Origin of the sequence: Plantactinospora sonchi (assembly GCF_036422035.1) — a bacterium.
Lineage (GTDB): Bacteria > Actinomycetota > Actinomycetes > Mycobacteriales > Micromonosporaceae > Plantactinospora > Plantactinospora sonchi.
Genome location: NZ_JAZGQK010000001.1, coordinates 406,578 through 427,966 on the forward strand (window position 1 = coordinate 406,578; position 21,389 = coordinate 427,966).

Below are 21,389 nucleotides of genomic sequence, written 5' to 3' on the forward strand. Positions count from 1 at the left end.
GCTGGGTCACCGGTCCGTCAGGCACGTCGGGTCGACGGAACCGTCGACAGGACGGTCAGGGTGAGCGTCGACGGAACCGGACTCCGGGGACCCGACGCGTCCGGCGCTACTTGGCCGGGTCGATCTGGAAGGTGCTGGCCAGGTCGTCGAGGACGAAGTGCGCCCCCTGTACGGACACCGAGGTCATCCAGAGCTCGTCCTTGACCTCGTGCACCCGGTTCTGCTGTACGGCGGAGAGCCGCTTCCACAGCGGGTTGGCCTCGAACCGCTGCCGGTAGTCCTCACCGCCGGAGTAGGTGGTGACGAAAACGTGGTCGGCGTCGGCCAGTTCGATCTGTTCCTCGCTGATCTCGGTGGCGAACTCGTCCTTGTCCTGCCCGGCGGGGCGCCGGAGTCCGGCGTCGGCCAGGATGATGCCGATGAACGACGCCTTCGCCATCAGCCGGGTCGGGCCGTCGACGAACCGGACCACCGAGATCGTCGGGTTGCCGGCCTTGGTGTTGATCTCCTCGCCGACTTGCCTGGCCCGTGCCTCGTAGCGGGTGAGTTCCTGCGCGGCCCGGGTCTCCTCGCCGAGGGCCTTGCCGAGCAGCGTCAGGTTGTCCTTCCAGATCGGACCGGTGGTGGCGACGAAGACGGTCGGGGCGATCGCGGAGAGCTTGTCGTACAGCGCGTCGTGCCGGACGGTGGCCGAGACGATCAGGTCGGGTCGGAGCGAGGCGATCAGTTCCAGGTTGGGGTTGTCCAGCGGGCCGATGTCCCGGGTGTCCCTGACCGCGTCACCCAGGTAGTCCGGGAACGTCTTCTGGTTGCGGTAGCTGGCGATGCCGCCGACCAGCGGACGGTCGAGCAGGACGACCGCCTCCACCAGACTGTTGTCCAGTGCCACGATCCGCTGCGGCTTGGCCTTGATCTCCGTGCTGCCCTTGTCGTGGGCGACCGTACGCGGCCAGCCGGCCGCCGTACCGGTCTGACCGGCGTCGCCGCCCGCCCCCGGATCTGACGAGCCGCAGGCCGACAGCCCGACGGCCAGGGTCAACCCGGTCAGGCTGACCACGAGCCGGAAGGCCATCCCACGGCCGCGTACGAGTCGACGCATCTGTCGTTCCTCATTCCGTACTAAGGTAAGGCTCTCCTATTTCGTGGTTAGGTTATCCTTACCGGCCGGCAGACGGAAATCCACCTCCCGGCCCCGGGGCGCGCCCCCACCGCCTGCTCAGCGCCGGGGTCGTCCCTCCGGTACGACGATCGGGGTGCCGGCGACCGGGCAGGTGATGATCCGACAGTCCAGTCCGAACACCTCGCGGACCAGCTCCGGTGTCACCACCTCGGCCGGCGGTCCCGCCGCGACGACCGTACCGGCCCGCATCGCGACCAGATGGTCGGCGTACCGGCAGGCATGGTTCAGGTCGTGCAGCACCATCACCACGGTGGTGCCGTCCCGCTGGTTCAGCTCCGCGACCAGCTCCAGCACGTCCACCTGGTAGGCCAGGTCGAGATAGGTGGTCGGCTCGTCCAGCAGCAGCACCCGGGTGTCCTGGGCCAGCGCCAGGGCGATCCAGACCCGCTGCCGCTGGCCACCGGAGAGTTCCTCCAGCGTCCGGTCGGCCAACTCCAGGGTGCCGGTGGCGGTAAGCGCGCGGTCCACGATCTCCTCGTCGGCCCGGGACCACTGTCGCCACCAGTGCTGGTGCGGGGTACGCCCCCGCGCCACCAGGTCCCGCACGCTGATCCCGTCCGGAGCGATCGGCGCCTGTGGCAGCAGCGCCAGCCGCCGCGCCAGATCCCGGTGCGACAGACCGGCGATCGGGTCACCGTCCAGCAGGACCGTGCCTTCGACCGGGGTCAGCAGCCGGGCCAACGCCCGCAGGGCCGTCGACTTCCCGCACGCGTTCGGCCCGACCAGCGCGCTCACCTTTCCCGCCGGCAGCGCGATGTCGAACCCCTCGGCCACCACCCGCTCCCCGTAGGCCAGCCGGAGGCCGCTACCCAGCAGCGCGCTCATCAAGTCCTCCCGGAGTAAGGAAGGGCCCCCTCTTATCGTTCTCTGTATAGGAAGGGCCCCCTGTCAACACCTCGACGTCAGCCGACCCGGTTCGCCCGGGCCAACAGCCACATCAGGTACGGCGCCCCGACCGCGCCGGTGACCACCCCGACCGGCAGTTCGATCGGGGCGAGTACCAGCCGGGCTGCCAGGTCGGCGAGGAGCAGCAGCGCCGCCCCGACAACAGCGCTGGTCAACAGCGGCAGGTTCGCGGTGCCGGTGAGCCGGCGGGCGATCTGCGGCGCCGCCAACGCCACGAACCCGATCGGGCCGGCCGCCGCGGTCGCCACCGCCGCCAGTACGACCGAGGCGAGCAGCAGCACCGTCCGGGCCCGGTCCACCGGCAGCCCGAGCGCCCGGGCGGTGTCGTCGCCGTACTGGAGCAGTTGGTAGGGCCGGATCAGGGTGAGTACCAGCGGTACGGTCACCAGCAGGGCGAGCCCGGCCCACCAGGCGTGTTCGAAACCGCGCCCGTTCAGGCTGCCGGTCAGCCAGACCATCGCCCGGGACGCCTCGTTGATGTCGGCCCGGGCGAGCAGCCAACTGGTCAGCGCGCTGAGCGCACCCTGCACCCCGATGCCGACCAGCACGAAGCGGAAACCGGTGATGGCGCCGTCCCGGAACGCCATGCCGTAGCAGACGGCCGCCGCGACGACGGCGCCGACGAGGGCGCCGACCGGCACACTCGCGTACGAGCCCGCGCCGGCCGAGGTCACCCCGCCGATCAGCATCGCGGCCACCCCGCCGGTGCTCGCCCCGGCGGAGATGCCGATCAGGTCGGGACTGGCCAGCGGGTTGCGGGTGACGGCCTGCATCAGCGCGCCGGCGAGTCCGAACGCGGCACCGACCAGCAGACCGGTGAGGGCCCGGGGCAGCCGCAGTTCCCGGACGATCAGGGCCGCGTCCGCGCCACCGGCGCCGGTCAGGGCCCGGACCACGTCGCCGACCGGGATCGGGAACTGGCCGATCGACACCGAGGCGACCAGCCCGGCGGCGGCGAGTCCGACCAGGGCCGCGAGTACGCCGACCACCCGGGGCCGGACGATCCCGCCGAACGGACCGGTCTGCCAGCCGATCCGGGACGACCGTCGCCGGGCCGGTACGACATCCCGCGTCCGCCGGTCCGTCTTCCCGGACGTCGGTGCGCCCGGGGTCCGGCCCTCCGCCGGGGCCGTGGGGACGGTCATCGGTGGTACTCCCGGAACCTGCCGCGCTTCACCAGGATGATCAGGAACGGTGCGCCGATCATGGCGGTGACCACCCCGGCCTGCACCTCGCCGGGGTGGTCGAGCAGTCGGCCGAGGGTGTCGGCGCCGAGCAGCAGAGCCGCGCCGGCCAGCCCGGCCCCGGGCAGCAGCCAGCGCAGGTCCGGTCCGGTGAAGGTGCGCACCAGGTGCGGTACGACCAGTCCGACGAAGGTCACCGGGCCGGCCGCGGCCACCGCCGCACCGGTCAGCACGACGACGGCGACGGCGCCGAGCAGGCGGGTGGTGCCGACGCGTACCCCGAGTGAGCCAGCGAGCTCGTCACCGAGGGCGAGGGCGTTCAGTCGGGGCGTGATGATCGCGGTGAGCAGCAGTCCAGCCAGGACGAACGGGCTGAGCTGGCCGGCGAGCGCACCGTCCCGGCCGGCGAGTGAACCGACCGCCCAGATCCGGTACTGGTCGAGGGTCCGCACGTCCAGCAGCACCAGCGCGTGGGTGAGGTTGATCAGGAGTGCGGTGACCGCGGCACCGGCGAGCGCGAGCCTGACCGGGGACGCGCCGCCGCTGCGCACCGAACCCCGGGCCGCCCCGCCGATCAGGTACACCAGTGCGCCGGCCAGGGCGGAGCCGAGGAAGGCGAACCAGACGTACTGGTAGGGCGAGGTGAGGCCGAAGATGCCGATGCTGGCGGCGACGGACAGGGCGGCACCGGCCGAGACGCCGAGCAGTCCGGGGTCGCCGAGCGGGTTGCGGGTCAGTTCCTGCGCCAACGTGCCGGCCACCCCGAGCGCGAGTCCCACCAGCAGGCCGAGCAGCGTACGGGGAAAGCGCAGTTCGGCCACGAGCAGTGCGTCACCGCTCCGGTCGCCGGTCAGCGCCCGCAGTGCCTCGCCCGGCGCAACGTGTTTGGCGCCGATCAGCACACTGGCGAGACAGGCCAGTACGACCACGGCCAGCAGTGCCAGCACGACGCCGCCGCGCCGGGCGACGGTCGGCCGGGCCGGTGCCGGAGGGGTCCGGGTCGTAGGCGTCGACGCCGGGGTGGTTAGGGACACCTAAGTAAGATAAGCCATGCCTAACCAGCGGTTTCCTGGGTGTCGGGCTTTCTGATCACGGGCCGTGGGGCGGCCGAGCCGACCACGAAGGGTGGGCGCCCGAGGTAGGGCACCCACCCATCGGAGATCTGTGCCGGATCAGTGCCGGCCGAGTGCGTCCCGGGTCAGTGCCGGCCGCCGAGTGCGTCGCGGGCGTCCCGGGCGGCGTCGGCGACGTGGTCGCCGGCCTGCTTGACGTTCGCCTCGGTCTGCTCGGTGGCGCCCTCCGCCTGGAGACGCTCGTTGTCGGTCGCGTCCCCGGTCTTCTCCTTGGCGAGGCCGGTGACTTCCTCCACCTTGTGCCGAATCTTGTCCGTCATGCCCATGGTGTCCTCCAGTTGTCCCGACGTCGTCACGCGACATCGCTGCCCTGTTAGTGCCCGCTGGTGAGCGCCGGGAAACGACCTGTTCGATGGGCGGCGGTTCCCCCGCCGGCCTGTCGGCGCCACGGTGGGCATAACTGCCGAACCCCGGGGTAGCCAGCCCCGTCGGCAGTTCCGCCGACCATGGTGGTAGAGCTGAGGGGCCTGTGATGACGCAGAGAGCGAGTGCCGGCTCGACCGGCGACGGCCTCGGGTCGAAGACCCAGGCCGCCCGACAGGGCGCGGCCGAGGCTGGTCAGCGGATCTCCCAGGCGGGCAGTGGGCTGGCACAGAACGCGGCCGGCCGGGGCAGGGACGTCGCGGCGGAGGCCGGCCGACAGGCGCAGAACCTGATGGGTCAGGCGTCCGACCAGATCAAGGAGCAGGCCGGCGCGCAGCAGCAGCGGGCTGCCGACGGGCTGCGCACCCTGGGCGAGCAGCTGCGGTTGATGTCCGACCGGGCCGAGCACCCCGGCATGGCAACGGATCTGGTACGCCAGGCCGCCGACCGTGTCCAGAAGGCGGCACAGTGGCTGGACGAGCGCGAGCCGGGCACCGTGCTGAACGACGTACGCGACTACGCCCGCCGTAAACCCGGGCTCTTCCTGGCCGGGGCGGCGGTGGCGGGGATCCTCGCCGGCCGGCTCACCCGCAGCCGGGGTGGCATGTCGGGCGGCGGCGGAGACCAGCAGCCGAGCGGCCAGGGCCACCCGGACGGCATGCACGGGGCGATGCCGTCCAACCCACCCCGTCCCGAGCAGCTCTCCGACCCCTCGCAGCGGATGCTGGGTGAGGTGGAGCGCCAGCGGCTGAACGAGCCCAGCGGGGACGGCCGGACCCGGGAGGGACGGCGATGAGTGCCTCCGACGGCCGGGGCGCCGGGGGCGACCGGGAGACGGCGACGCAGACCGCGTACCGGGAGCGGGATCCGTTGCGGACCCCGTTCCGGGAGCGGGAGCCGGCGCAGGCCTCGATCGGTGAACTCCTCACCTCGATCACCCGCGACACGTCGACCCTGGTCCGCCAGGAGATCCAACTGGCCAAGGTGGAGCTCCGCCAGGAGGCGAAGACCGCGGCCACCGTCGCCGGCATGTTCGGCGGCGCGGCCCTGGGCGGACTGATGGTGCTGCTGTTCCTGTCGTACGCCGCGTGGTGGGGGCTGGCGAACGTGATGGACCAGGGCCTGGCCGCGTTGGTCGTGGCGGGGGTCTGGGCGCTGATCGCCGTGGTCCTCGTCTCGGTGGCGCGTAGACAGACGAGCAAGTTGCGCGCCCTGCCGCAGACGGCCGAGTCCGTACGGCGGACCCCAGCCGCCGTTCGCGGTCAGACACATCGCCAATCGGGGGGAGAACGATGAGTACCGATCCGAGTCAGATCCGGGCCGAGATCGAGCGTACGCAGGACGACCTCGGCGACAACGTGAACGCCCTGACCGACCGGATGAACCCGCGCAGCGTCGCGCGGCGGCAGAAGGAGCAGGTCCAGGGGCGGGCCCGGGGCACCTGGCAGCGAATCCGGGACAAGGTGATGGGCACCAGCCAGCACGCCAGGGAGAGCGTGATGGGCGGCAGCCAGCACGCCAAGGAGAGCGTGATGGGTGGCACCCACCATGCCCGGGAGAGCGTGATGGGCGGCGCCCAGCACGCCCGGGAAGGGGTGCAGCACGCCCGGGAGACCTCCCAGGCCCGGCTGTCGGCCGCGTCCTCGATGGCGAGCGACCGGATGCACCAGGTGGGACAGAGCACCCGGCAGCAGACCGAGGGGCATCCGCTCGCCGCCGGCCTGGTCGCCTTCGGGCTCGGCGTACTCGCCTCCGCCATGCTGCCGCCGTCCTCGCCGGAACGCCGGATGGCGGGTCAGCTGCGCAACAAGATCTCCGAACACTCCGACCAGATCGACCAGATCAAGCAGCAGGCCACCGGAGTGGCCCGGCAGGCGCAGGACAACCTGCGCGAGCCGGCGCAGCAGGCGGCCCAGTCGGTGCGGTCGAAGGCCGGTCAGGAGGTGTCGGGCATGCGTGACCAGGCCCGTTCGTCCGCCCAGGAAGTGCGCGGGCAGGCCCAGGAGAAGGCCGGCGAGGTACGCCGCCGCTGAACTGGTACGTCAAGGGCCCCTTCTCGCCGTTGCCGGCATGGGAAGGGGTCCTTTCGACGGCCGCCCACCATCGGTGGCGTGCCTCGGCCCACGGCGGCGCGCCATGGGCCGGGGCCGGATCCGACCGGGGCCGGCACCGGTCAGTCGGGTCGGGTCAGCCGCTGACCCGCGACGAGTTCGACGGTGGCGGCGATGGCCACCGCCTCCACCGCGAGCAGCGCGACGAGGATGAGCAACTGGGTGGCACCGGCCTGGACCGGACCGGCCCCACCCAGCAGTACGCCGACAAACGCCCCTGGCAGCGTCACCAGGCCGACCGTCCGGGTCTGGTCGAGCGCCGGCACCAACGCCTGACCGGCCGTTGTCCGGCAGACCTCCAGGGCGGCCTCCCGGTCGGTCAGCCCGAGCGCGAGGCCGGCCTCGTACTCGCCCCGTCGGGTCCGCAGCTCGTCGAGCGCCCGCCGCCCGGCCAGGCTGGTCGCGGTCATCGCGCCGCCGACCAGGATGCCGGCGGTGGGCAGTACGGCCAACGGGGTCGCCGGGACCGCACCGGTGCCGACGAGCAGGACCAGCGCCGGGGCCACGCCGAGCCCGATCGGCAGCAGCGTCGTCCAGCCGCCGGCCGAGATCCGGTCCGCCGGGGTGGCGTCGGTACGGGGCCGCCCGAGGACCCGTGACGTACCGAGGATGCGCCTGACGGGTGCGCCGAGGATCCGGCCGACCGGGACACCGGTGATCCTCCTGGCCGAGGTGCCGGCCGCGACGACGTACATCAGCAGGATGAACACCCCGGCCGACCACCAGGACCGGAGAACCAGCACGATCACCATGGCGACCACGCCGAGTTGGACCGTGGCCCGACCGGCGGCGGTCAGCACCGTCCCGGGGGCACCGAGCCGGGCCCAGCCGACCACACCCGCGCCGAGCAGCGCCAGCGCCACCAGTACGACGGCCAGCGGCGCGCCGATCTCGATCGGACTCGGCGACATCAGTGGACGGTCAGCGGCCGGCCGACTCCGGCGCCTGCTCGCAGGGGCGGCCGTTGACCGTGCAGGCCGTCGGCGCCGAGTCCAACAGCGCTCCGTCGACCCGGAACCGCACCTGCACCGAACCGCCGGCCGGGACCCGACGCGTCTTCTCGTCCGGTACGAAGGTCCAGGTCGCCCCGTCCCGGCTCACCTTCGCGCCGGCGACCGCCCCGACCGACTGGGTCTGCCGGGGCAGGGTCAGCACCAGTGTCCAGTCGCGCGCCGGACCTCTGCCCGGATTCGTGATCGTCACCGCGGCGGTGTAGTTGAGCAGGGTCACGTTCTCGGTCGTGTAGCTGGCCTCCAGCGCGACCGGTGGCGGCGGGGGTGGCGGCGTCGGGTCCGAGTCGTCGCGGGGCGGGTTCGGGGCCCGGTCCGGCACCGGAGGCAGTGGCGAGGAGGCAGGCGGCGTGGCACTCGCCTCGCCCGGCGTACGCCCACCGTCGGTGCCCGGCTCCGCGCTGGGGCTCGGCGGGGCGGCCACACCCAGCGGCGCGAGCTGGTCCGGTGCCCGCAGCAGTGCGGCGACGAGGAATCCGGTGCCGGTGACCACGGCGAGCGCGGCGGTGACGATCACGACGGCGAGGAACCGGTCCCCCCGCCGGCCCGTCCAGAGCCGGACCGTTCGACGCGCCAGTCCACGGACGGCCGCCACCCCGGCCAGCAGCAGGTCGAGTACGGCGACCGGCAGGGTGCGTGACGGACGTTGCTGAACCTTCTGCACTTACCTTCCCTCCACAGCGCGGGTGACGGCCACGGGTCGGCCCCGCCCCTCGGTTCCGGGACTCACAGCGCCCGCAGCCCGGCGAGTACGGCCTCCAGCAGTTCGTCCGAGGGCGCGTCCAGCAGCGGAGGCGCATGGGTGTCGATCAGCCCCACGTCCAGCAGGTCGCCGAGCAGCACCCGGACCGTCCCCACCGGAAGGTCCAGTGCGGCGGCGATCTCGGCCACAGAGAGCGGCCGGTGGCAACGGGCGAGGATGGCGGACTGCTCCGGGGTGAGATCGGCCCCCTCCGCTGCCGGACGTCGTGCCACCACCAGGGAGATGAGGTCGAACTGCCCCCGGACCGGCTGGGTACGTCCCCGCGTCATCGCGTACGGCCGTACCACCGGCCCGGCGTCCTGGTCGTACCAGGCGTCGTCGCTGCGGCCGTCCGTGCCGGTGCGCACCGCGGGTCACCCCCCGGTCAGGTCATCGGCCGGCACCGGAAAGGTGGGCAGGTGCAGGTTGGCCTGGCAGGCCGCCACCGCCACCTCGTACGCCATGGCGTCGACCTCGGTGTCACCGGCGAACCGGACGGCGAGGATCGCGCCGCCCCGGGTCGCGGTGACAAAGAGGAAGGCCTCGTGCATCTGCACGATCACCTGACGTACCCCGCCGGGGCCGGCGTAACGCGCGGCGGCAAGCGACAGCGCCTGCAGGCCGGCGACGACGCTGGAAAGCTGTTCGGCCAGTTCGCCGTCGACCCCCCGGGAGACGGCGAGGAGCAGCCCGTCGGGGGAGAGTGCCACGGCATGCTCGGCGGCCGAGACACGGTCCACGAACTCGTCGAGGATCTCGACCAGGTTATCCGTCGTGACCAGGGCGTGAGTCACCTGTTGTCCTCTCACTGCTGGTGGGTTGGTCGCCGATGGGCGTCGGCAGGGTAACCGGCAGCTCGATCGTCATCGACCAATCGGGTTCGGCGGGGCGGACCGGCGCACCGTTCTGGTGCGGGCTGGTCGCCCCGGTCGGCGCGCCAGCCGGCGGGCCCAGGTGGGGCCGGCGGACCCGTACCGGAAGGGCGGTCGGCCCGTCTCCTGGCCGGGTCGGACCGCCGGGGTGGCCGACGGCGGTGTCGGCCGGGGTGGTTGTTCCGCCGGTCGTCTCCGACGGACCCGGCCGGTCGGCCCCGGCGGCGGTGCTGTCCGGGGCGGTCGGCGGATCGGTCGGATCGGTACCGGCGGTCCGGACCAGCAGGGTAGCCGGTACCAGCACGCTGGTGGCCGTGCCGCCCCGTGGGCCGGCGGCCATTTCGACCGTGATGCCGTGCCGCCGGGCCAGCCGGCCGACCACGTACAGGCCGGTCATGCCGTGCAGCGGCGAGTCCGTCGGAGTGTCCTGGATCAGCGCGTTGAGGGTGGCGAGTTCGGCGGGTCCCCGGCCCACGCCGTCGTCGCTGACCACGATCACCTGCGCGTCGCCGCGACGTTCGCCGCCGATCCGTACGGTGGTCGTCGGCGGTGAACTGGCGAGCGCCGTCTCGACCACCTCGGCGACCAGGTGGATCAGGTCGGGGAGGGCCCGTCCGGCGACCTCTCCCGACCAGTTCGGTGCCACCAGGACCCGGGCGTAGTCGGACACCTCTGCCACCGCGCCGCGTACCACGTCGATCAGTGGCACCGGACGCCGCCAGCGCCGGCCGGGGGTGCCGCCGGAGAAGCTGATCAGCTGTTCGACGTTGCGTCGGATCCGGGTGGCGAGGTGGTCGAGGCGGAACAGTTCGGCCAGCGCCTCGGTGTCGGTCTCCTGTCGCTCCAGCGTGTCGAGCAGCCCGATCTGGCGGTGCAGCAGGGTCTGGTTCTCCCGGGTCAGCCGGACGAAGACCTCCCGGGCCCGCTGGTACGCGGCCAACCGGGCGGCGACCTGTGCGGTCCGTTCCGTCGCGCGGTCGGTCTGCGCCTGTCCGCGTACGGTCTGCGCCATCAGTTGTTCCCGTTGCGCGGCCAGCTGTCGGCGTTGGGTCGACAGCTGGGCGGCCTGGGTGGCGAGCCGGCCGGCCCGTTCGGCCTGCACCGCCACCCGGGACGCCAGTTCGTCCCGGGAGGTACGCAGCGCGGCGTGCTCCGTACCCAGCTGGTCGAGGTCACCGACGAGTCGTCGGGCGGCCCGGAAGGCCAGGAGGACGGTCGCCACCACGACGACCAGGCCGAGGCCGCCGACGAGGCCGACCCGGACCACGACACCGGCGGCACCGGGGGCGGCCCGGTCGACAGTGTCCCGGACCCCGGCACTGACCAGTCCGCGTAGTTCGGCGAGGGCCGGCTCGAGCGCCGCCTGCCATTCCGCACCCTGTACCGGTGGCGTCCCGGTACCCGCCTCCGGGGTGGTGCCGGCCCGGCCGCCGGTGAGCAGCTGTTCCTCGACGACCCGGAGCCGGGCGAAGAGCGGTCCGGTCGACATCCGTTCGTAGCTGGCCCGTTCGGCGGCCGGCAGCGCGGCCACCGCCTCGGCCCGGGCGAACCGTTGCACCGCGACCAGTTCGGCGAGCTGGGCGTGTTCGGCCTCGCTCAGCACGTTTCCCGCGAGCGCGCCGGCGACCAGGGTGTCCTCCCGGGCCAGCAGCTCGATCGCCCGGGCCAGCGCCACGAACGGCCGGGTCTGCTCGGCCAGTTCGAGGTGTCGGCTTGTCCACTGTGCGCCGTACACGGCGAAGCCGGCGTCGATGATCCCGGCGTACGACGCCGCGACGGTGGCCCGGTCGACGCCGCCCCGGTCGATGTCCTCCCGGAGCGGCTGGACGGTCTCCAGCCGGCGGACCAGTTCGGCGGCCTGTTCCCGGGCCGCGCCGGCGGTCAGCAGCCGGAGGTCGCTGTCCTGGACGAACCGGCGCAGCTGCTGGATCGCGGCGTCGGTGCGGGCACGCTGGCCGGCCAGCGCGTCGCGGTGACGGCCCGGCGTGGCGAGTTCGACCACGGTCAGTCGGCGCTCCGCCTGCAGGTGGAGCAGGAGTGTCTCGGTCGGCTGACCGAGCCGTCCGGCGAGGGTACGCAGGGCGAGCAGGTCCATCGCGTCCCGGGCGGCGAGGAAGGCGGCGTACCCCCAGAACAGGACGAGCACCACGAGTACGGCGGCGGTGAACCGCCGGAGCCGCTGGGCGGTGGCTGGCGACGCGGACACCTCCGGCCGCTCCGGCGTCGTGCCCGACCCGCCGACCGCCTGGTCGGGGCGCTTGCCATCGACCGGCTGGTCGGGTCGGTTTCCAGTCGGCTGGTCCGGTCGGTTGCCGGTTGGCCGCTCGGGTCGGTTCCCGGTCGGCTGGTCCGGTCGGTTGCCGGGGGTTGGCTGGGCCGGTCGGTTGCTGCCGGCTGGGCGCTCGGGTCGGTTGCTGGTCGGCTGGTCCGGTCGGCCGGCCGTTGGGCGCTCGGGTCGGTTTCCAGCCGGCTGGGCCGGTCGGTTGCTGCCGGCTGGGCGCTCGGGTCGGTTTCCAGCCGGCTGGGCCGGTCGGTTGCTGCCGGTCGGCCGCCCGGGTCGGCTGCCGTCGGTGGGTCGCCCGGTCGGGTCAGGGGCGGTGGCCGGAGGTGCCGCCGGTGCGGTCTGCGGCGGGCGTTGTCCCACCCGGTCGAGGTTGTCGGGCCCTCGCCCCGTCGGCGCACTCATCGGACCGCCCGCTGGCGCGACCAGCCCGAGCTGGCCGGCTGGCCACCGGACCGCTCTTCGGTGATGCTGCGCAGCCGGGCCAGCAGCTCGCTGCGGTTGGCACAGTTCAACCGCTGGCGCATCCGGGCCACGTGGTGCTCCACCGTCTTCGCCGAGATGAAGAGGCGGTCACCGATCTGCTTGTAGGTCAGACCACCGAGCACCAGTTCGGCGACCTCCCGTTCGCGTTCGCTCAGTCGTCCCTCGGTCGGAGCGGTGACCGGGTCGGCGACCGGCGGCGTGCCGGCAGCGGACGGCCGGGCCGCCCCCTTGACCCCGGCCGGTCGGCCCTGGAGCATCCGGGCGCAGTCCAGCAACGTGGTCATCGCCCGGCGGTCCGAGGTACGGATCGCGGCCTGCCCGGCCAGCCGGGCGCCGTCCCAGCACAGCCCGATCCCGTGCAGTCCACGGGCCGCGTCCTCCACCCGTACCGGGTCGACCTCACCACGCAGCACCTCCACCCAGCTCTGCCCGGCGGCCGCCAGTACGGCGGCGTACGGGCTGTGGCCGGCGGTCGCGGTGAGGGCGGCGACGTGCGCGTCCGCCACCGTCGGCCGGTCGGCCATGATCGCGGCGTGCAGGCAGCTCCAGTGCAGTGGCGTCGTCCACATCGGAGGGTCGCCGAGTCTGGCCAGCAGGGTACGCGCCTCGTCGAGGTACGGTGCCAGTCGGTCCAGCTCGCCGAGCCGGGCCGCGGCGATGGCGAACTCGCCGAGCGGGAGCAGGGTGAACAGGTCCACCGGATGGCGGACCACCGCCTCCCGGGCACGTACCCAGCCGCGTTGCAGGCCGGGCAGGTCGCTGTTGCGCCGGGCGACGCCGATTTCGAGCGCGGTGGCGAAGAGCAGGTCGCGGGATTCCAGCGGGGTGCCACCGGCGGTCACCGCCGCCAACCGGGGACCGGCTTCGGTGGCCCGGCCACGCACCATCAGCAGCCAGGTCTGCAGCAGCCGGTGCCGGCGGGTGGTCAGCGCCGCGCCGAGGCCGGCGGCGACGGCGCGGTCGAGGGCCCGCTCGCCGATGTCCAGCTCGCCGGAGTGCAGCGCGACCAGCGCGGCGAGTGCCGCCGGGCTCTCCGGCAGCAGCACCGCGCGTCCGGCCGGTTCCAGCAGCGCGGACGCCTGCACCAGGGTGGAGAGCGCGGCGGTCGGTGGGCCGGAGAGGGTCTCCCGCAACCCCCGGGCCATCAACAGCGCGGCGCTGGCCAGCAGGGTCGGTGGACCGTCGGTCGGCGGGTCGTCGAGCAGCCGGTCGAGCGGCCCCACCTGACCGGTGCCGACCGCGCCGATGGCCGCGAACGCCATCGACGACGGGGTGCCGGCCCAGCGGTAGAGCTCGACGGCCCGGTCGGGATGCCCCCGGTGCACCAGCGCGGTCGCGGCCACCGCCGCCCCCTCCGCCCGGTACGGCGAGTCGGCGGTGGCGATCAGCCGGTCAGCCAGACGCAGCGCGGAGTCGAGGTCACCGGCGAGCGCCGCCGCCATCGCCCGTCGCGCCGCGGTCGGCCGGCCGGCCGCCTCGGCGACGGCGAAGAGCCGGGCGGCGAGCGTCGGGTCCTCGATCAACGCCTCGTCGCCGGCGGCCTCGGCCAGTCCGGCCGGGCAGCTGCCGCCGAGGCCGTTGTCGATCATCGATCGGACCAGGGGCAGCACCCGGCCGCCCCGCTGCAGCTGCAGTTCCGCCAGGCGCTGCCACACCACCGCCCGCTGGCTCGCCGGGCTCAGGGTGGCGATGGCACGCCGGACGATCGGGGTGAGCCGGTCGTCCGGGCCGAGCAGCCCGCTGGCCCGGGCGGCGGCCAGCGGCCCGTCCAGTTCCTCCGGCTGCCGGGAGAGCAGGGCGCCGAGCAGGTCGGTGGGTACGCCGGCGCCGGCCGCCAGGGCGAGCAGCAGGCGACGTACCTCAAGGTCGAGGCTCTCCAGTTCGGGGACGAACTGCAGCAGGACCGACCGGGGGATCTCCAGCCCGGCCGGGCGCGGCCCCGGCGGGGGCGCCTGGTCCGGCCCGGAGCCGCCTGGGCGCAGCGCGCGGGCCAGCCACTCGACGAACCGGGGTACGCCGCCGGTCTGCTCGTGCACCAGGCGGGCGGTGGCCGGCGACGTCGCGCCGCCGTGGACGGTGCCGAGGTACGTGGCGGTGCGCTGCTCGGAGAAGGGCCCGAGCAGGACCGGCGGACCACCCCGGTGCAGGAGTTCCACCAGTTCCACCAGGCCCGGTGGCCGTGGCCAGGGCCGGAACGCGACCACCAGCCGGGGCTGGCCGGACTCGGCCAGCCGGCACAGCTCGCCGAGCGAACCGGCGTCGAGCAGGTGGGCGTCGTCGACCAGCACCGCGTGGCCGGGGTCCGCCGGGTCGGCCAGTTCCCGCCAGTGGTCGAGCACCACCAATCCGGCCTGCTGGTAGCTGCGCCGCAGCCGGGCCAGTACGGCCGTCTTGCCGTGACCGCCGGCGCCCTGCACGGCGGCGCTGAGCGGCAGTCGGGGGTCGGCGTCGACCCGGGCCAGGAACGCCTCGGTCTGCTCGTCGAGGACGAGCGGGGATCCGGTGTCGGTACGGAGCATCAGCGGCACGCTCACCCGCGACCGGCCGCGAGGCGGGACAGGGCACGCATCGGCAACTCCAGGGGGGTGATCCGGATCGGGGGCCGGGGTGGCAGGTGTTCACGCCCGTCGGCGCCGGTCCCCGGGGACCGGCCGTCGGGTTCCGGTGTGGACCGGTTCCGCTGTCGCGGTACGGGCTCGCCCGGACCGTACCCGGGCCGGGGCGGGCGCATCACGGGTGGCCGTGGTGGTGGCCGGTTCCCCCGTTGCCGGTCCAGGATCTGGCTGCCGGCCAGCGTCGCGCCGAGCGCGACGGTGAGCCGCGGGTCGGGTCCGGTCTCGACCGGCACCGGGAACCGGGCGGCGAGCAGTTCCCGCAGCAGCGGGATCCGGGCCGATCCGCCGACCAGCAGGACGGCGTCGACCTCCTCGGGGCGCAGGCCGCAGGAGCGGACCGTACGGGCGAGTTCGTCGACGGTCAGCGCCAGGGCGGGACGGATCAGCTCCTCGAACTCGGCCCGGGTGACCGTCATCCGGAGGTCCCGGCGGGGCAGCCGGACGGCGATCTCCGTCGTGCCGGCGTCGGTCAGCGCCACCTTGGCCCGGCGGCACTCCCGGTGCAGGCCGCGCAACGCCGACCGGACCAGCGGGTCGGTGAGGTCGGACAGTTCCCCGCCCAGACCGGTGCGGATCTGCTCGACCAGCGCGTCGTCGAGGTCGGCGCCGCCGAGCTGCCCCGGCTCGGGGTGGACGCCCCGCAGTTCGAAGCCGAGCGGCTGGGCCCGGTCGACGACGGCCGGCTCGAAGCTGCTGCCGCCCAGGGTGTGTACGGCGAGTGTCCGCCCGGTGAAGCCGTACGCGGCGTGCCCCGCGGCGGCGGCCACCGGCCCGGGCAGCAGCGTGACGTCGGCGAGCCCGACCTCCCACAGCGCCTCCTGGAGCAGGTGCCGGCGGTACGCCCCCCAGCCGGCCGGATGGCTGAGCACCATCCACTCGGGGCGTTCGCCCTCCTGCTCGATGACCCGTTCGACCACCCACATCGCCAGCATCGCGGTGAGCGCCTGCGCCGAGCACGCCTCGCCACCGAACAGCAGCGGCACGTCGTCACCGATGCGCTGGACGAAGCCCCGGGCGATCCAGCCGCCGGCGACGGGGTGGTCGTAGTCGTCGGGGTCGGCGACGGTGATCGACCGGTTCGTCGCCATCAGCAGTACGGACGGCACCGGGTGGCCGGTCGGGGCGAGCCGGACGGCCTCGGGCTGCTCCCAGGTCGAGCCCTGGGGGCGGATGACAGCGGCAGTCGTGGTGGTGCTGCCGATGTCGACACCGAGGACATAGGGCATTCGATCAATCCTTCACCACGAGTTGTCGTCGACGGGTCGGTGTGGGTGGTGCACCTTTCCGCCGGTGTCGACCCCGGTCGCGCCGGGTGCGGGCCCGGGCGAGTCGGCCTCGCCCGGTGGGCCGTTAGGGAGTCATCTTTTCGTACCAGAGATCTATCCGCCATCGGGACCCTAACTATGGCGGAGCACATCCCCTAAGCCCCTAATCTGAACGTCAGGTCCGGCCCCAACCCGGGGTACGACGGAACCGGGCACCGTCCCCGATGCCCGGGCCGGAGTGGCCGGCTACGGTGAGCTACCAGATCCGAACAGCGCCACCGGGCTGGCCTGGCCAGCGCACCAGAGTTGGCCAGCACCACCGCTCCGGCCAGCACGCCAGCTCGTTTGAGGAGACCGGCACAATGGGTTCGCCCCAGACACTGCACGATTTTGTGCTCAACCTGCTCACCAACCCGGATGCGCGTTCGGCCTTCGAACTGGACCCCGAGGGGACCCTGCGGGACGCGGGGCTCACCGACATCACCGTCGCCGACGTCCAGGACGTGGTGCCGCTGGTCGTCGACTACGCGCCGGTCCAGGGTCTCGGTTCCCTGGTGCCGGTGACCGAGGATCTCGGCCTGGAGCAGTTCCAGCCCGACCCGACCGCCGTGATCGGGCAGTTGCAGCACGTCGCCTACCAGCTCACCGCGAACACGCATTCGACCGGTTCCGACCTCAACACCGCCGCGCTGGGTGTGATCAGCACCGTCTCGCCGGCGAGCCTGGGGGTCGTCGGTACCGGTCTGGGGCTCGACGCCGGGCAACCGGTCCCGGCGCTGCCGGCGGACGAGGTCGCGCCGACCGAGGTGGACGTCGACGGCACCCTCGACTCGGTCGTCACGGAGCCGGTGGTGAGCGACGTGACGGGGGCGGTCGGCGTGCCGGGCGGCCTGGACACCGGTCAACTGGGTCTGGTCGACTTCGCCGGGGACACCCTCGACGGCACGCTCGACCAGGTGACCGGGCTCGTCGGCTCGCTGGGCGTGACGGACGGTCTGGGCGGCGTCGGCGCGCTGGATGTCGGCGACTCCGTCGCCGGACTCACCGACGCTGTCGGCGGGGTCGGGGACACGCTCGACGTCAGCCCACTGAGCACCTCCTCCGGGGATCCCGCACTCGACGACCTGGGCGTCGGCTCGACGGTGACCGGTCTCACCGACCACGTCGGGGAGACGCTGCGCGGGACCACCTCGGGGCTTGTCGGAGACACCGGGCCCACCGGAGACGAAAACGCCTCCACCTCCGGTGGCCTACTGGGCATCACGGATGGCCTTCTCTGAGCGCGGGAAGCCCGTGTAGCCCGCCGAAGGCCGGACTGTGGTCCCACAGTCCGGCCTTCGGTTTTCCGGCCCGGAGGGGTCCGCTCCGACGGATAGCCGAGTTCTCCTCTTGATAATTACGGCGTAATCGGCACACTTGGTGCGGTGATGGCGCCCAACTGGCTTGACGTCCTCGACGAGATCGTCCGGGTCTCCGGCAGACACGGACGCGATGACCTCATCCAGTGGCTCCGGCGCCGACGCGCCCAGTTGCTGGACCCGAGACTGCGGGTGCTGGTCGTCGGCGAGCCCAAACAGGGCAAGAGTCTGCTCATCAACGCACTGCTCAACGCGACGGTGTGTCCGGTGGGTGAGGGAGTCAGCACCACCATTCCGACGGTGGTCGGGCACGCCGAGACACCGGGTGCCGCGCTGGTCTGGAGTCCCCTGCCCGGCGGGGGGCGCCCCGCCGATCCCGCCCCGGCACACCGCCCGGGACCGGAGCGGTCCGGTCCGGTCCGGTCGGACCCACCGCGTCGTCCACCGGCCGGTTCCGGTGCACGGTGGCCAGCGGCTGGAGACGGCGCCGAACCCCGGCGGTCGGCACCCGGCCCGGGAGTGGAGCCCCGGTCCCCGGCGCCGCCGTGGCCGGAGGCGGGTCCGGGGCAGACGATGGCGGGACAGCCGGGCACACCGGTGCGCCGGCCGTCTCCGGCCACCGGCCCGCTCGGCACCGAGGTCGTCGGCCCGGCCCGGCGGATCGCCGTACCGATGGAGCGGATCGCGGCCCGGATCAGTGGTCGTACCGCCGGAATCGGTGACGTCGCGGCGGCCCCGGAAGCGGCGCCGACACCGGCCGGGTCGACGTCGGTCTCCGCGGGTCAGGCGGGGGACGCCGACGGCAGCGCCGGACCACGGCCCGGCAGCGGGGTGGAGCACGCGGAGATCGGCATCCCCCGGGCGTTGCTCGCCTCCGGACTGGTGCTGATCGACACACCGGGCATGGACGTGACCGACCCGCGTCGCCCGATCAGCCCGGCCGCCGCGCCGGGCCAGGCCGACCTGGTACTGCTGGTCTCGGACGTGACCCGGGAACTCTCGGTGACCGAACTGAACCTGCTGTTGCAGATCGCGCAGTCGCACGCGAACGTGGCCGTCGTGCAGAGCAAGATCGACATGGTGCCGCACTGGCGGGCCGTGGTCGAGCGCAACCGTCAGCACCTGGCCGACGCCGGCGTCGCCGCCGCGTTGATCCCGGTCTCCGCGACGCTGCGGCTGCAGGCGGCCCGGACGAACGACAAACAGCTCAACGCCGAGTCACACTTTCCCGAACTGATCAACCGGTTGAAACGGGACCAGGCCGGCAAGGCCGACACCCTGGGCCGCAAGGCGGTGGCGCTCAGCTCCCGTACCGTCATCGAACAACTCGCGGCGCCGCTGCGGGCCGAACTCGCGGTGACCACCGCGGCCGGGAAATCCGGTCCGATCTCCAAACTGCACGCGGCGCAGCGCGAGGTGGACGAGTTACGTCGCTGCTCACAACGGTGGCAGAACACCCTCAACGACGAGATGGCCGACCTGATCTCGGACGTCGAGTACGACCTGCGGGACCGGACCCGGCAGATCCTGCGCAAGGTCGACGAGGCGTTCGACACCGCCGACCCGCTGACCGGCTGGGAAACCTTCCAGGACTGGCTCACCGAGAACCTCACCGACGCGGCGGAGGCGAACTACGCCTGGCTGGCCGAGCGCTGCGGCTGGATCGCCCAGCGGGTCGCCGGCTCCTTCGAGCGGTACGGCTTCGACGCGCTGCCCAGCTGGTCGGTACGGGTACCGGAGAACCTGGCGGACCGGATCCAGGTGATGGAACAGCCGACGGTCGAGCGGTTCACCCGGACCCAGAAACTTGTCACCGGACTGCGCGGCTCGTACGGCGGTGTGCTGATGTTCGGCCTGGCGACGACGTTGGCCGGCATGCCGCTGATCAACCCCATCTCGCTCGGCGCGGGTGCGCTGTTCGGCGGCAAGAGCGTCCGGGACGAGGGGAAGTCGCTGCTCAAACGACGCCAGGCGGCGGTCAAGACGGCGACCCAGCGGCACGTCGACGACTTCTTCCTGCGGCTGAGCAAGGACACCAAGGACACCGCCCGACAGGTGCAGCGGATGCTCCGTGACCACTTCAGCGGGCTCACCGAGGAACTCCAAGAGGGCATCGTCCGGTCGTTCCGCAGTGCCAAGCAGGCCGCGGAGGTCGACGCGGCGCAACGTGACCAGCGGCAGCGGCGGATCGCGGAGGAGATGAAACGGCTGGCCGACCTCTACGAGCGGGCCCAGGCACTGGCCGGCATCGCGGTCGTCGCCACCGACCGGTCCGGGCTGGAGCCGGGACCGTGACCCGGCCGCACGAGCACGTCCGGCCGGCCCGGGCCGGGCTCGACGAAGCGACCTGGGAACTGCTGACCGAGGCGGCGGAGGTCTACCGCGACGACCGGCGGGCGGTACGCCGGCTGCACCGCCAACTCGAGCGGTTCGGCGAGCCGCTGCGGATCGCGGTCGCCGGCCCCTGGCGGTCGGGCAAGTCGACCCTGCTCAACGCGATCATGGGTGAGGAGGTCGCGCCGGTCGAGGTCGCCGACGGCCGCCAGGTCTTCACCTGGTACGAGGACGGCCCGGAACCCAGGGTCACCGCGTACCCGGCCAACGGGACGCCCCGGGACCTCGCGGTGACCCGGACGGCGAGCGGGATGCGGGTGGACCTCGGGGGCTGGCGCTGGGACCAGGTCGACGACATCGTGGTGCAGTGGCCGGCCCGGGCGCTGCGGCACGCCGTACTGATCGACACCCCGGCGGTCACCCCCGAGCTCGATCCGAGCGGCCCGGGGGCGGGTGCCGGCGTACCCGGGGTGGCGATCGAGCGGGCCCTGCCCGGGCCGACCGACGGTGGTGCGGCCACCGTCGACCGGATCGTCCGGGAAGCGGACGCGGTGCTCTACCTGAGCCGCGACGGGCGCGGCGACGACCTGCGCTCACTGCAGACCGCGCAGCCGGGTGCGGTGGCCCGGGCGGCGCCGGTCAACGTGCTGCTGGTGCTCTCCCGGGTCGACGAACTCGCCGGTGGTCGGGTGGACGCGCTGCTGACCGCGCGGCAGCTCGCCCGCCGGCACCGGCGGGACCCCCGGGTCAACGCCCGCTGCCTGAGCGTCGTCGCACTCGGTGGCCTGGTCGCGCTCGCCGGACGGGTGCTGACCGAGCCGGAGTTCACCGCGTTGGCCGCGTTGGCCCGACTGCCGAAGGCGGAGACCGACCTGCTGCTGCTCTCCACCGACCGGTTCACCGCCGTCGACTTCCCGGTCGCGATCGACGCCGCGACCCGGCACAGCCTGCTCGACCGGCTGGGCATCTTCGGGGTACGGCTGTCGACCACGCTGATCCGCACCGGCTGTGACAGCCGGGCCAAGCTCGCCGCCGAGCTGGTCCGGCGCAGCGGCCTGACCGAACTGCGCGAGTCGATCACCCGGTACTTCGTGGACCGTACCCCGGTGCTCAAGGCCCGTTCGGCGTTGGCCGCGCTGGAGTCGCTGCTGCGTACCGAGCCCCGGCCGGGCGCGAAGGAACTGCTCGCCCGGCTGGAGCACGTCCTCGCCGGCGCACACGAGTTCCGCGAACTACGCCTGTCGGCGGCGTTGCTCGGCGGCCAGGTCCGGTTCGAGTCGCACCTGGTCGCCGAGGCCAACCGGTTGGTCGGCGGGGACGGCACCAGCCTGGCCGCCCGGCTGGGTGTCGAGCACGACGTGGCCGGCGACGAACTGTGGGACCGGGCGAGCGCGGCGGTCGGCCGGTGGCAGGAGCTGGCCGAGGACCCGGTGTACGGGGCCGAACAGCGTCGTGCCGCCCGCGTGGTGGTACGCAGTTGCGAGGGGATGCTGGCGGAGCTGGGTTGATTCCCCAGGAACCCGCCGACGGTCGAGCCTGCGGGCCGTTC

Annotated in this window: 18 protein-coding genes; 6 read left to right on the forward strand and 12 right to left on the reverse strand. The window is 73.3% G+C overall.

Features of this window, described 5'->3' with window-relative positions; translation table 11 throughout:
• Positions 1–106: 106 nt before the first annotated feature.
• The 5 genes from V1633_RS01855 to V1633_RS01875 all read right to left on the reverse strand — a co-directional run bounded on the left by V1633_RS01855 (position 107) and on the right by V1633_RS01875 (position 4,663).
• Positions 107–1,099, reverse strand: a complete 993-nt coding sequence (locus V1633_RS01855; protein WP_331212310.1) for an ABC transporter substrate-binding protein — start codon at positions 1,097–1,099, stop codon at positions 107–109.
• 117 nt (positions 1,100–1,216) lie between these two features.
• The gene (locus V1633_RS01860) at positions 1,217–2,005 is read right to left on the reverse strand and encodes an ABC transporter ATP-binding protein (protein ID WP_331212311.1); all 789 of its coding nucleotides are present in this window, start codon (positions 2,003–2,005) and stop codon (positions 1,217–1,219) included.
• A gap of 77 nt (positions 2,006–2,082) precedes the next feature.
• On the reverse strand, positions 2,083–3,231 hold the full coding sequence (locus tag V1633_RS01865; RefSeq protein WP_331212312.1) for a FecCD family ABC transporter permease: 1,149 nt from the start codon (positions 3,229–3,231) through the stop codon (positions 2,083–2,085).
• The gene (locus V1633_RS01870) at positions 3,228–4,304 is read right to left on the reverse strand and encodes a FecCD family ABC transporter permease (protein ID WP_331212313.1); all 1,077 of its coding nucleotides are present in this window, start codon (positions 4,302–4,304) and stop codon (positions 3,228–3,230) included. The genes V1633_RS01865 and V1633_RS01870 overlap by 4 nt, the downstream gene beginning before the upstream one ends.
• A 164-nt stretch (positions 4,305–4,468) precedes the next feature.
• Complete coding sequence (locus V1633_RS01875; protein ID WP_331212314.1) at positions 4,469–4,663, reverse strand: CsbD family protein; 195 nt, start codon at positions 4,661–4,663, stop codon at positions 4,469–4,471.
• 212 nt (positions 4,664–4,875) lie between these two features.
• On the opposite strand from V1633_RS01875, the gene V1633_RS01880 reads away from it, so the two are divergent.
• Genes V1633_RS01880 through V1633_RS01890 form a run of 3 tightly spaced genes read left to right on the forward strand, consistent with a single transcriptional unit; the run spans position 4,876 to position 6,799 of the window.
• Positions 4,876–5,562 carry a hypothetical protein gene (locus V1633_RS01880; protein ID WP_331212315.1) on the forward strand — a complete coding sequence of 229 codons (687 nt, stop codon included), beginning with the start codon at positions 4,876–4,878 and terminating at the stop codon, positions 5,560–5,562.
• A complete protein-coding gene (locus V1633_RS01885) occupies positions 5,559–6,062 on the forward strand; it encodes a phage holin family protein (RefSeq protein ID WP_331212316.1) in 504 nt (167 codons plus the stop codon). Before V1633_RS01880 ends, V1633_RS01885 begins: the two co-directional genes overlap by 4 nt.
• Entirely contained in the window at positions 6,059–6,799 is a 741-nt protein-coding gene (locus V1633_RS01890; RefSeq protein ID WP_331212317.1) for a DUF3618 domain-containing protein, read from the forward strand. Before V1633_RS01885 ends, V1633_RS01890 begins: the two co-directional genes overlap by 4 nt.
• Positions 6,800–6,939: 140 nt before the next feature.
• Here V1633_RS01890 and V1633_RS01895 read toward each other — a convergent pair whose 3' ends face one another.
• The 7 genes from V1633_RS01895 to V1633_RS01925 all read right to left on the reverse strand — a co-directional run bounded on the left by V1633_RS01895 (position 6,940) and on the right by V1633_RS01925 (position 16,109).
• Positions 6,940–7,788 carry an ABC transporter permease gene (locus tag V1633_RS01895; RefSeq protein WP_331212318.1) on the reverse strand — a complete coding sequence of 283 codons (849 nt, stop codon included), beginning with the start codon at positions 7,786–7,788 and terminating at the stop codon, positions 6,940–6,942.
• Between the two features lie 10 nt (positions 7,789–7,798).
• Entirely contained in the window at positions 7,799–8,551 is a 753-nt protein-coding gene (locus V1633_RS01900; RefSeq protein WP_331212319.1) for a cellulose binding domain-containing protein, read from the reverse strand.
• Between the two features lie 62 nt (positions 8,552–8,613).
• Positions 8,614–8,997: a DUF742 domain-containing protein gene (locus V1633_RS01905; protein ID WP_331212320.1), complete on the reverse strand. Its 384-nt coding sequence runs from the start codon at positions 8,995–8,997 to the stop codon at positions 8,614–8,616.
• A 6-nt stretch (positions 8,998–9,003) separates the two neighbouring features.
• On the reverse strand, positions 9,004–9,423 hold the full coding sequence (locus V1633_RS01910; RefSeq protein WP_331212321.1) for a roadblock/LC7 domain-containing protein: 420 nt from the start codon (positions 9,421–9,423) through the stop codon (positions 9,004–9,006).
• Positions 9,395–11,707 carry a sensor histidine kinase gene (locus V1633_RS01915; RefSeq protein WP_331212322.1) on the reverse strand — a complete coding sequence of 771 codons (2,313 nt, stop codon included), beginning with the start codon at positions 11,705–11,707 and terminating at the stop codon, positions 9,395–9,397. The genes V1633_RS01910 and V1633_RS01915 overlap by 29 nt, the downstream gene beginning before the upstream one ends.
• A gap of 476 nt (positions 11,708–12,183) precedes the next feature.
• A complete protein-coding gene (locus V1633_RS01920) occupies positions 12,184–14,787 on the reverse strand; it encodes a helix-turn-helix transcriptional regulator (RefSeq protein WP_331212323.1) in 2,604 nt (867 codons plus the stop codon).
• An 11-nt stretch (positions 14,788–14,798) separates the two neighbouring features.
• Positions 14,799–16,109 (reverse strand): Hsp70 family protein, encoded by a 1,311-nt coding sequence (locus V1633_RS01925; protein WP_331212324.1) that lies wholly within the window; start codon positions 16,107–16,109, stop codon positions 14,799–14,801.
• Between the two features lie 401 nt (positions 16,110–16,510).
• Between V1633_RS01925 and V1633_RS01930 the strand changes: the two genes are divergently transcribed.
• The 3 genes from V1633_RS01930 to V1633_RS01940 all read left to right on the forward strand — a co-directional run bounded on the left by V1633_RS01930 (position 16,511) and on the right by V1633_RS01940 (position 21,348).
• Positions 16,511–17,428 carry an IniB N-terminal domain-containing protein gene (locus V1633_RS01930; RefSeq protein ID WP_331212325.1) on the forward strand — a complete coding sequence of 306 codons (918 nt, stop codon included), beginning with the start codon at positions 16,511–16,513 and terminating at the stop codon, positions 17,426–17,428.
• A 147-nt stretch (positions 17,429–17,575) separates the two neighbouring features.
• Entirely contained in the window at positions 17,576–19,801 is a 2,226-nt protein-coding gene (locus V1633_RS01935; RefSeq protein ID WP_331212420.1) for a hypothetical protein, read from the forward strand.
• Positions 19,798–21,348 (forward strand): hypothetical protein, encoded by a 1,551-nt coding sequence (locus V1633_RS01940; protein WP_331212326.1) that lies wholly within the window; start codon positions 19,798–19,800, stop codon positions 21,346–21,348. Before V1633_RS01935 ends, V1633_RS01940 begins: the two co-directional genes overlap by 4 nt.
• The last annotated feature ends 41 nt before the right edge of the window (positions 21,349–21,389 follow it).

What these genes read in the sequence shown, in the direction of transcription:
- V1633_RS01860 (WP_331212311.1), bottom strand. Translation starts at nt 2,005, where the DNA reads ATGAGCGCGCTGCTGGGTAGCGGCCTCCGGCTGGCCTACGGGGAGCGG.
- V1633_RS01930 (WP_331212325.1), top strand. Translation starts at nt 16,511, where the DNA reads ATGGGTTCGCCCCAGACACTGCACGATTTTGTGCTCAACCTGCTCACC.
- V1633_RS01885 (WP_331212316.1), top strand. Translation starts at nt 5,559, where the DNA reads ATGAGTGCCTCCGACGGCCGGGGCGCCGGGGGCGACCGGGAGACGGCG.
- V1633_RS01895 (WP_331212318.1), bottom strand. Translation starts at nt 7,788, where the DNA reads ATGTCGCCGAGTCCGATCGAGATCGGCGCGCCGCTGGCCGTCGTACTG.
- V1633_RS01925 (WP_331212324.1), bottom strand. Translation starts at nt 16,109, where the DNA reads ATGCCCTATGTCCTCGGTGTCGACATCGGCAGCACCACCACGACTGCC.
- V1633_RS01920 (WP_331212323.1), bottom strand. Translation starts at nt 14,787, where the DNA reads ATGCTCCGTACCGACACCGGATCCCCGCTCGTCCTCGACGAGCAGACC.
- V1633_RS01890 (WP_331212317.1), top strand. Translation starts at nt 6,059, where the DNA reads ATGAGTACCGATCCGAGTCAGATCCGGGCCGAGATCGAGCGTACGCAG.
- V1633_RS01875 (WP_331212314.1), bottom strand. Translation starts at nt 4,663, where the DNA reads ATGACGGACAAGATTCGGCACAAGGTGGAGGAAGTCACCGGCCTCGCC.
- V1633_RS01855 (WP_331212310.1), bottom strand. Translation starts at nt 1,099, where the DNA reads ATGCGTCGACTCGTACGCGGCCGTGGGATGGCCTTCCGGCTCGTGGTC.
- V1633_RS01935 (WP_331212420.1), top strand. Translation starts at nt 17,576, where the DNA reads ATGGCGCCCAACTGGCTTGACGTCCTCGACGAGATCGTCCGGGTCTCC.
- V1633_RS01880 (WP_331212315.1), top strand. Translation starts at nt 4,876, where the DNA reads ATGACGCAGAGAGCGAGTGCCGGCTCGACCGGCGACGGCCTCGGGTCG.
- V1633_RS01865 (WP_331212312.1), bottom strand. Translation starts at nt 3,231, where the DNA reads ATGACCGTCCCCACGGCCCCGGCGGAGGGCCGGACCCCGGGCGCACCG.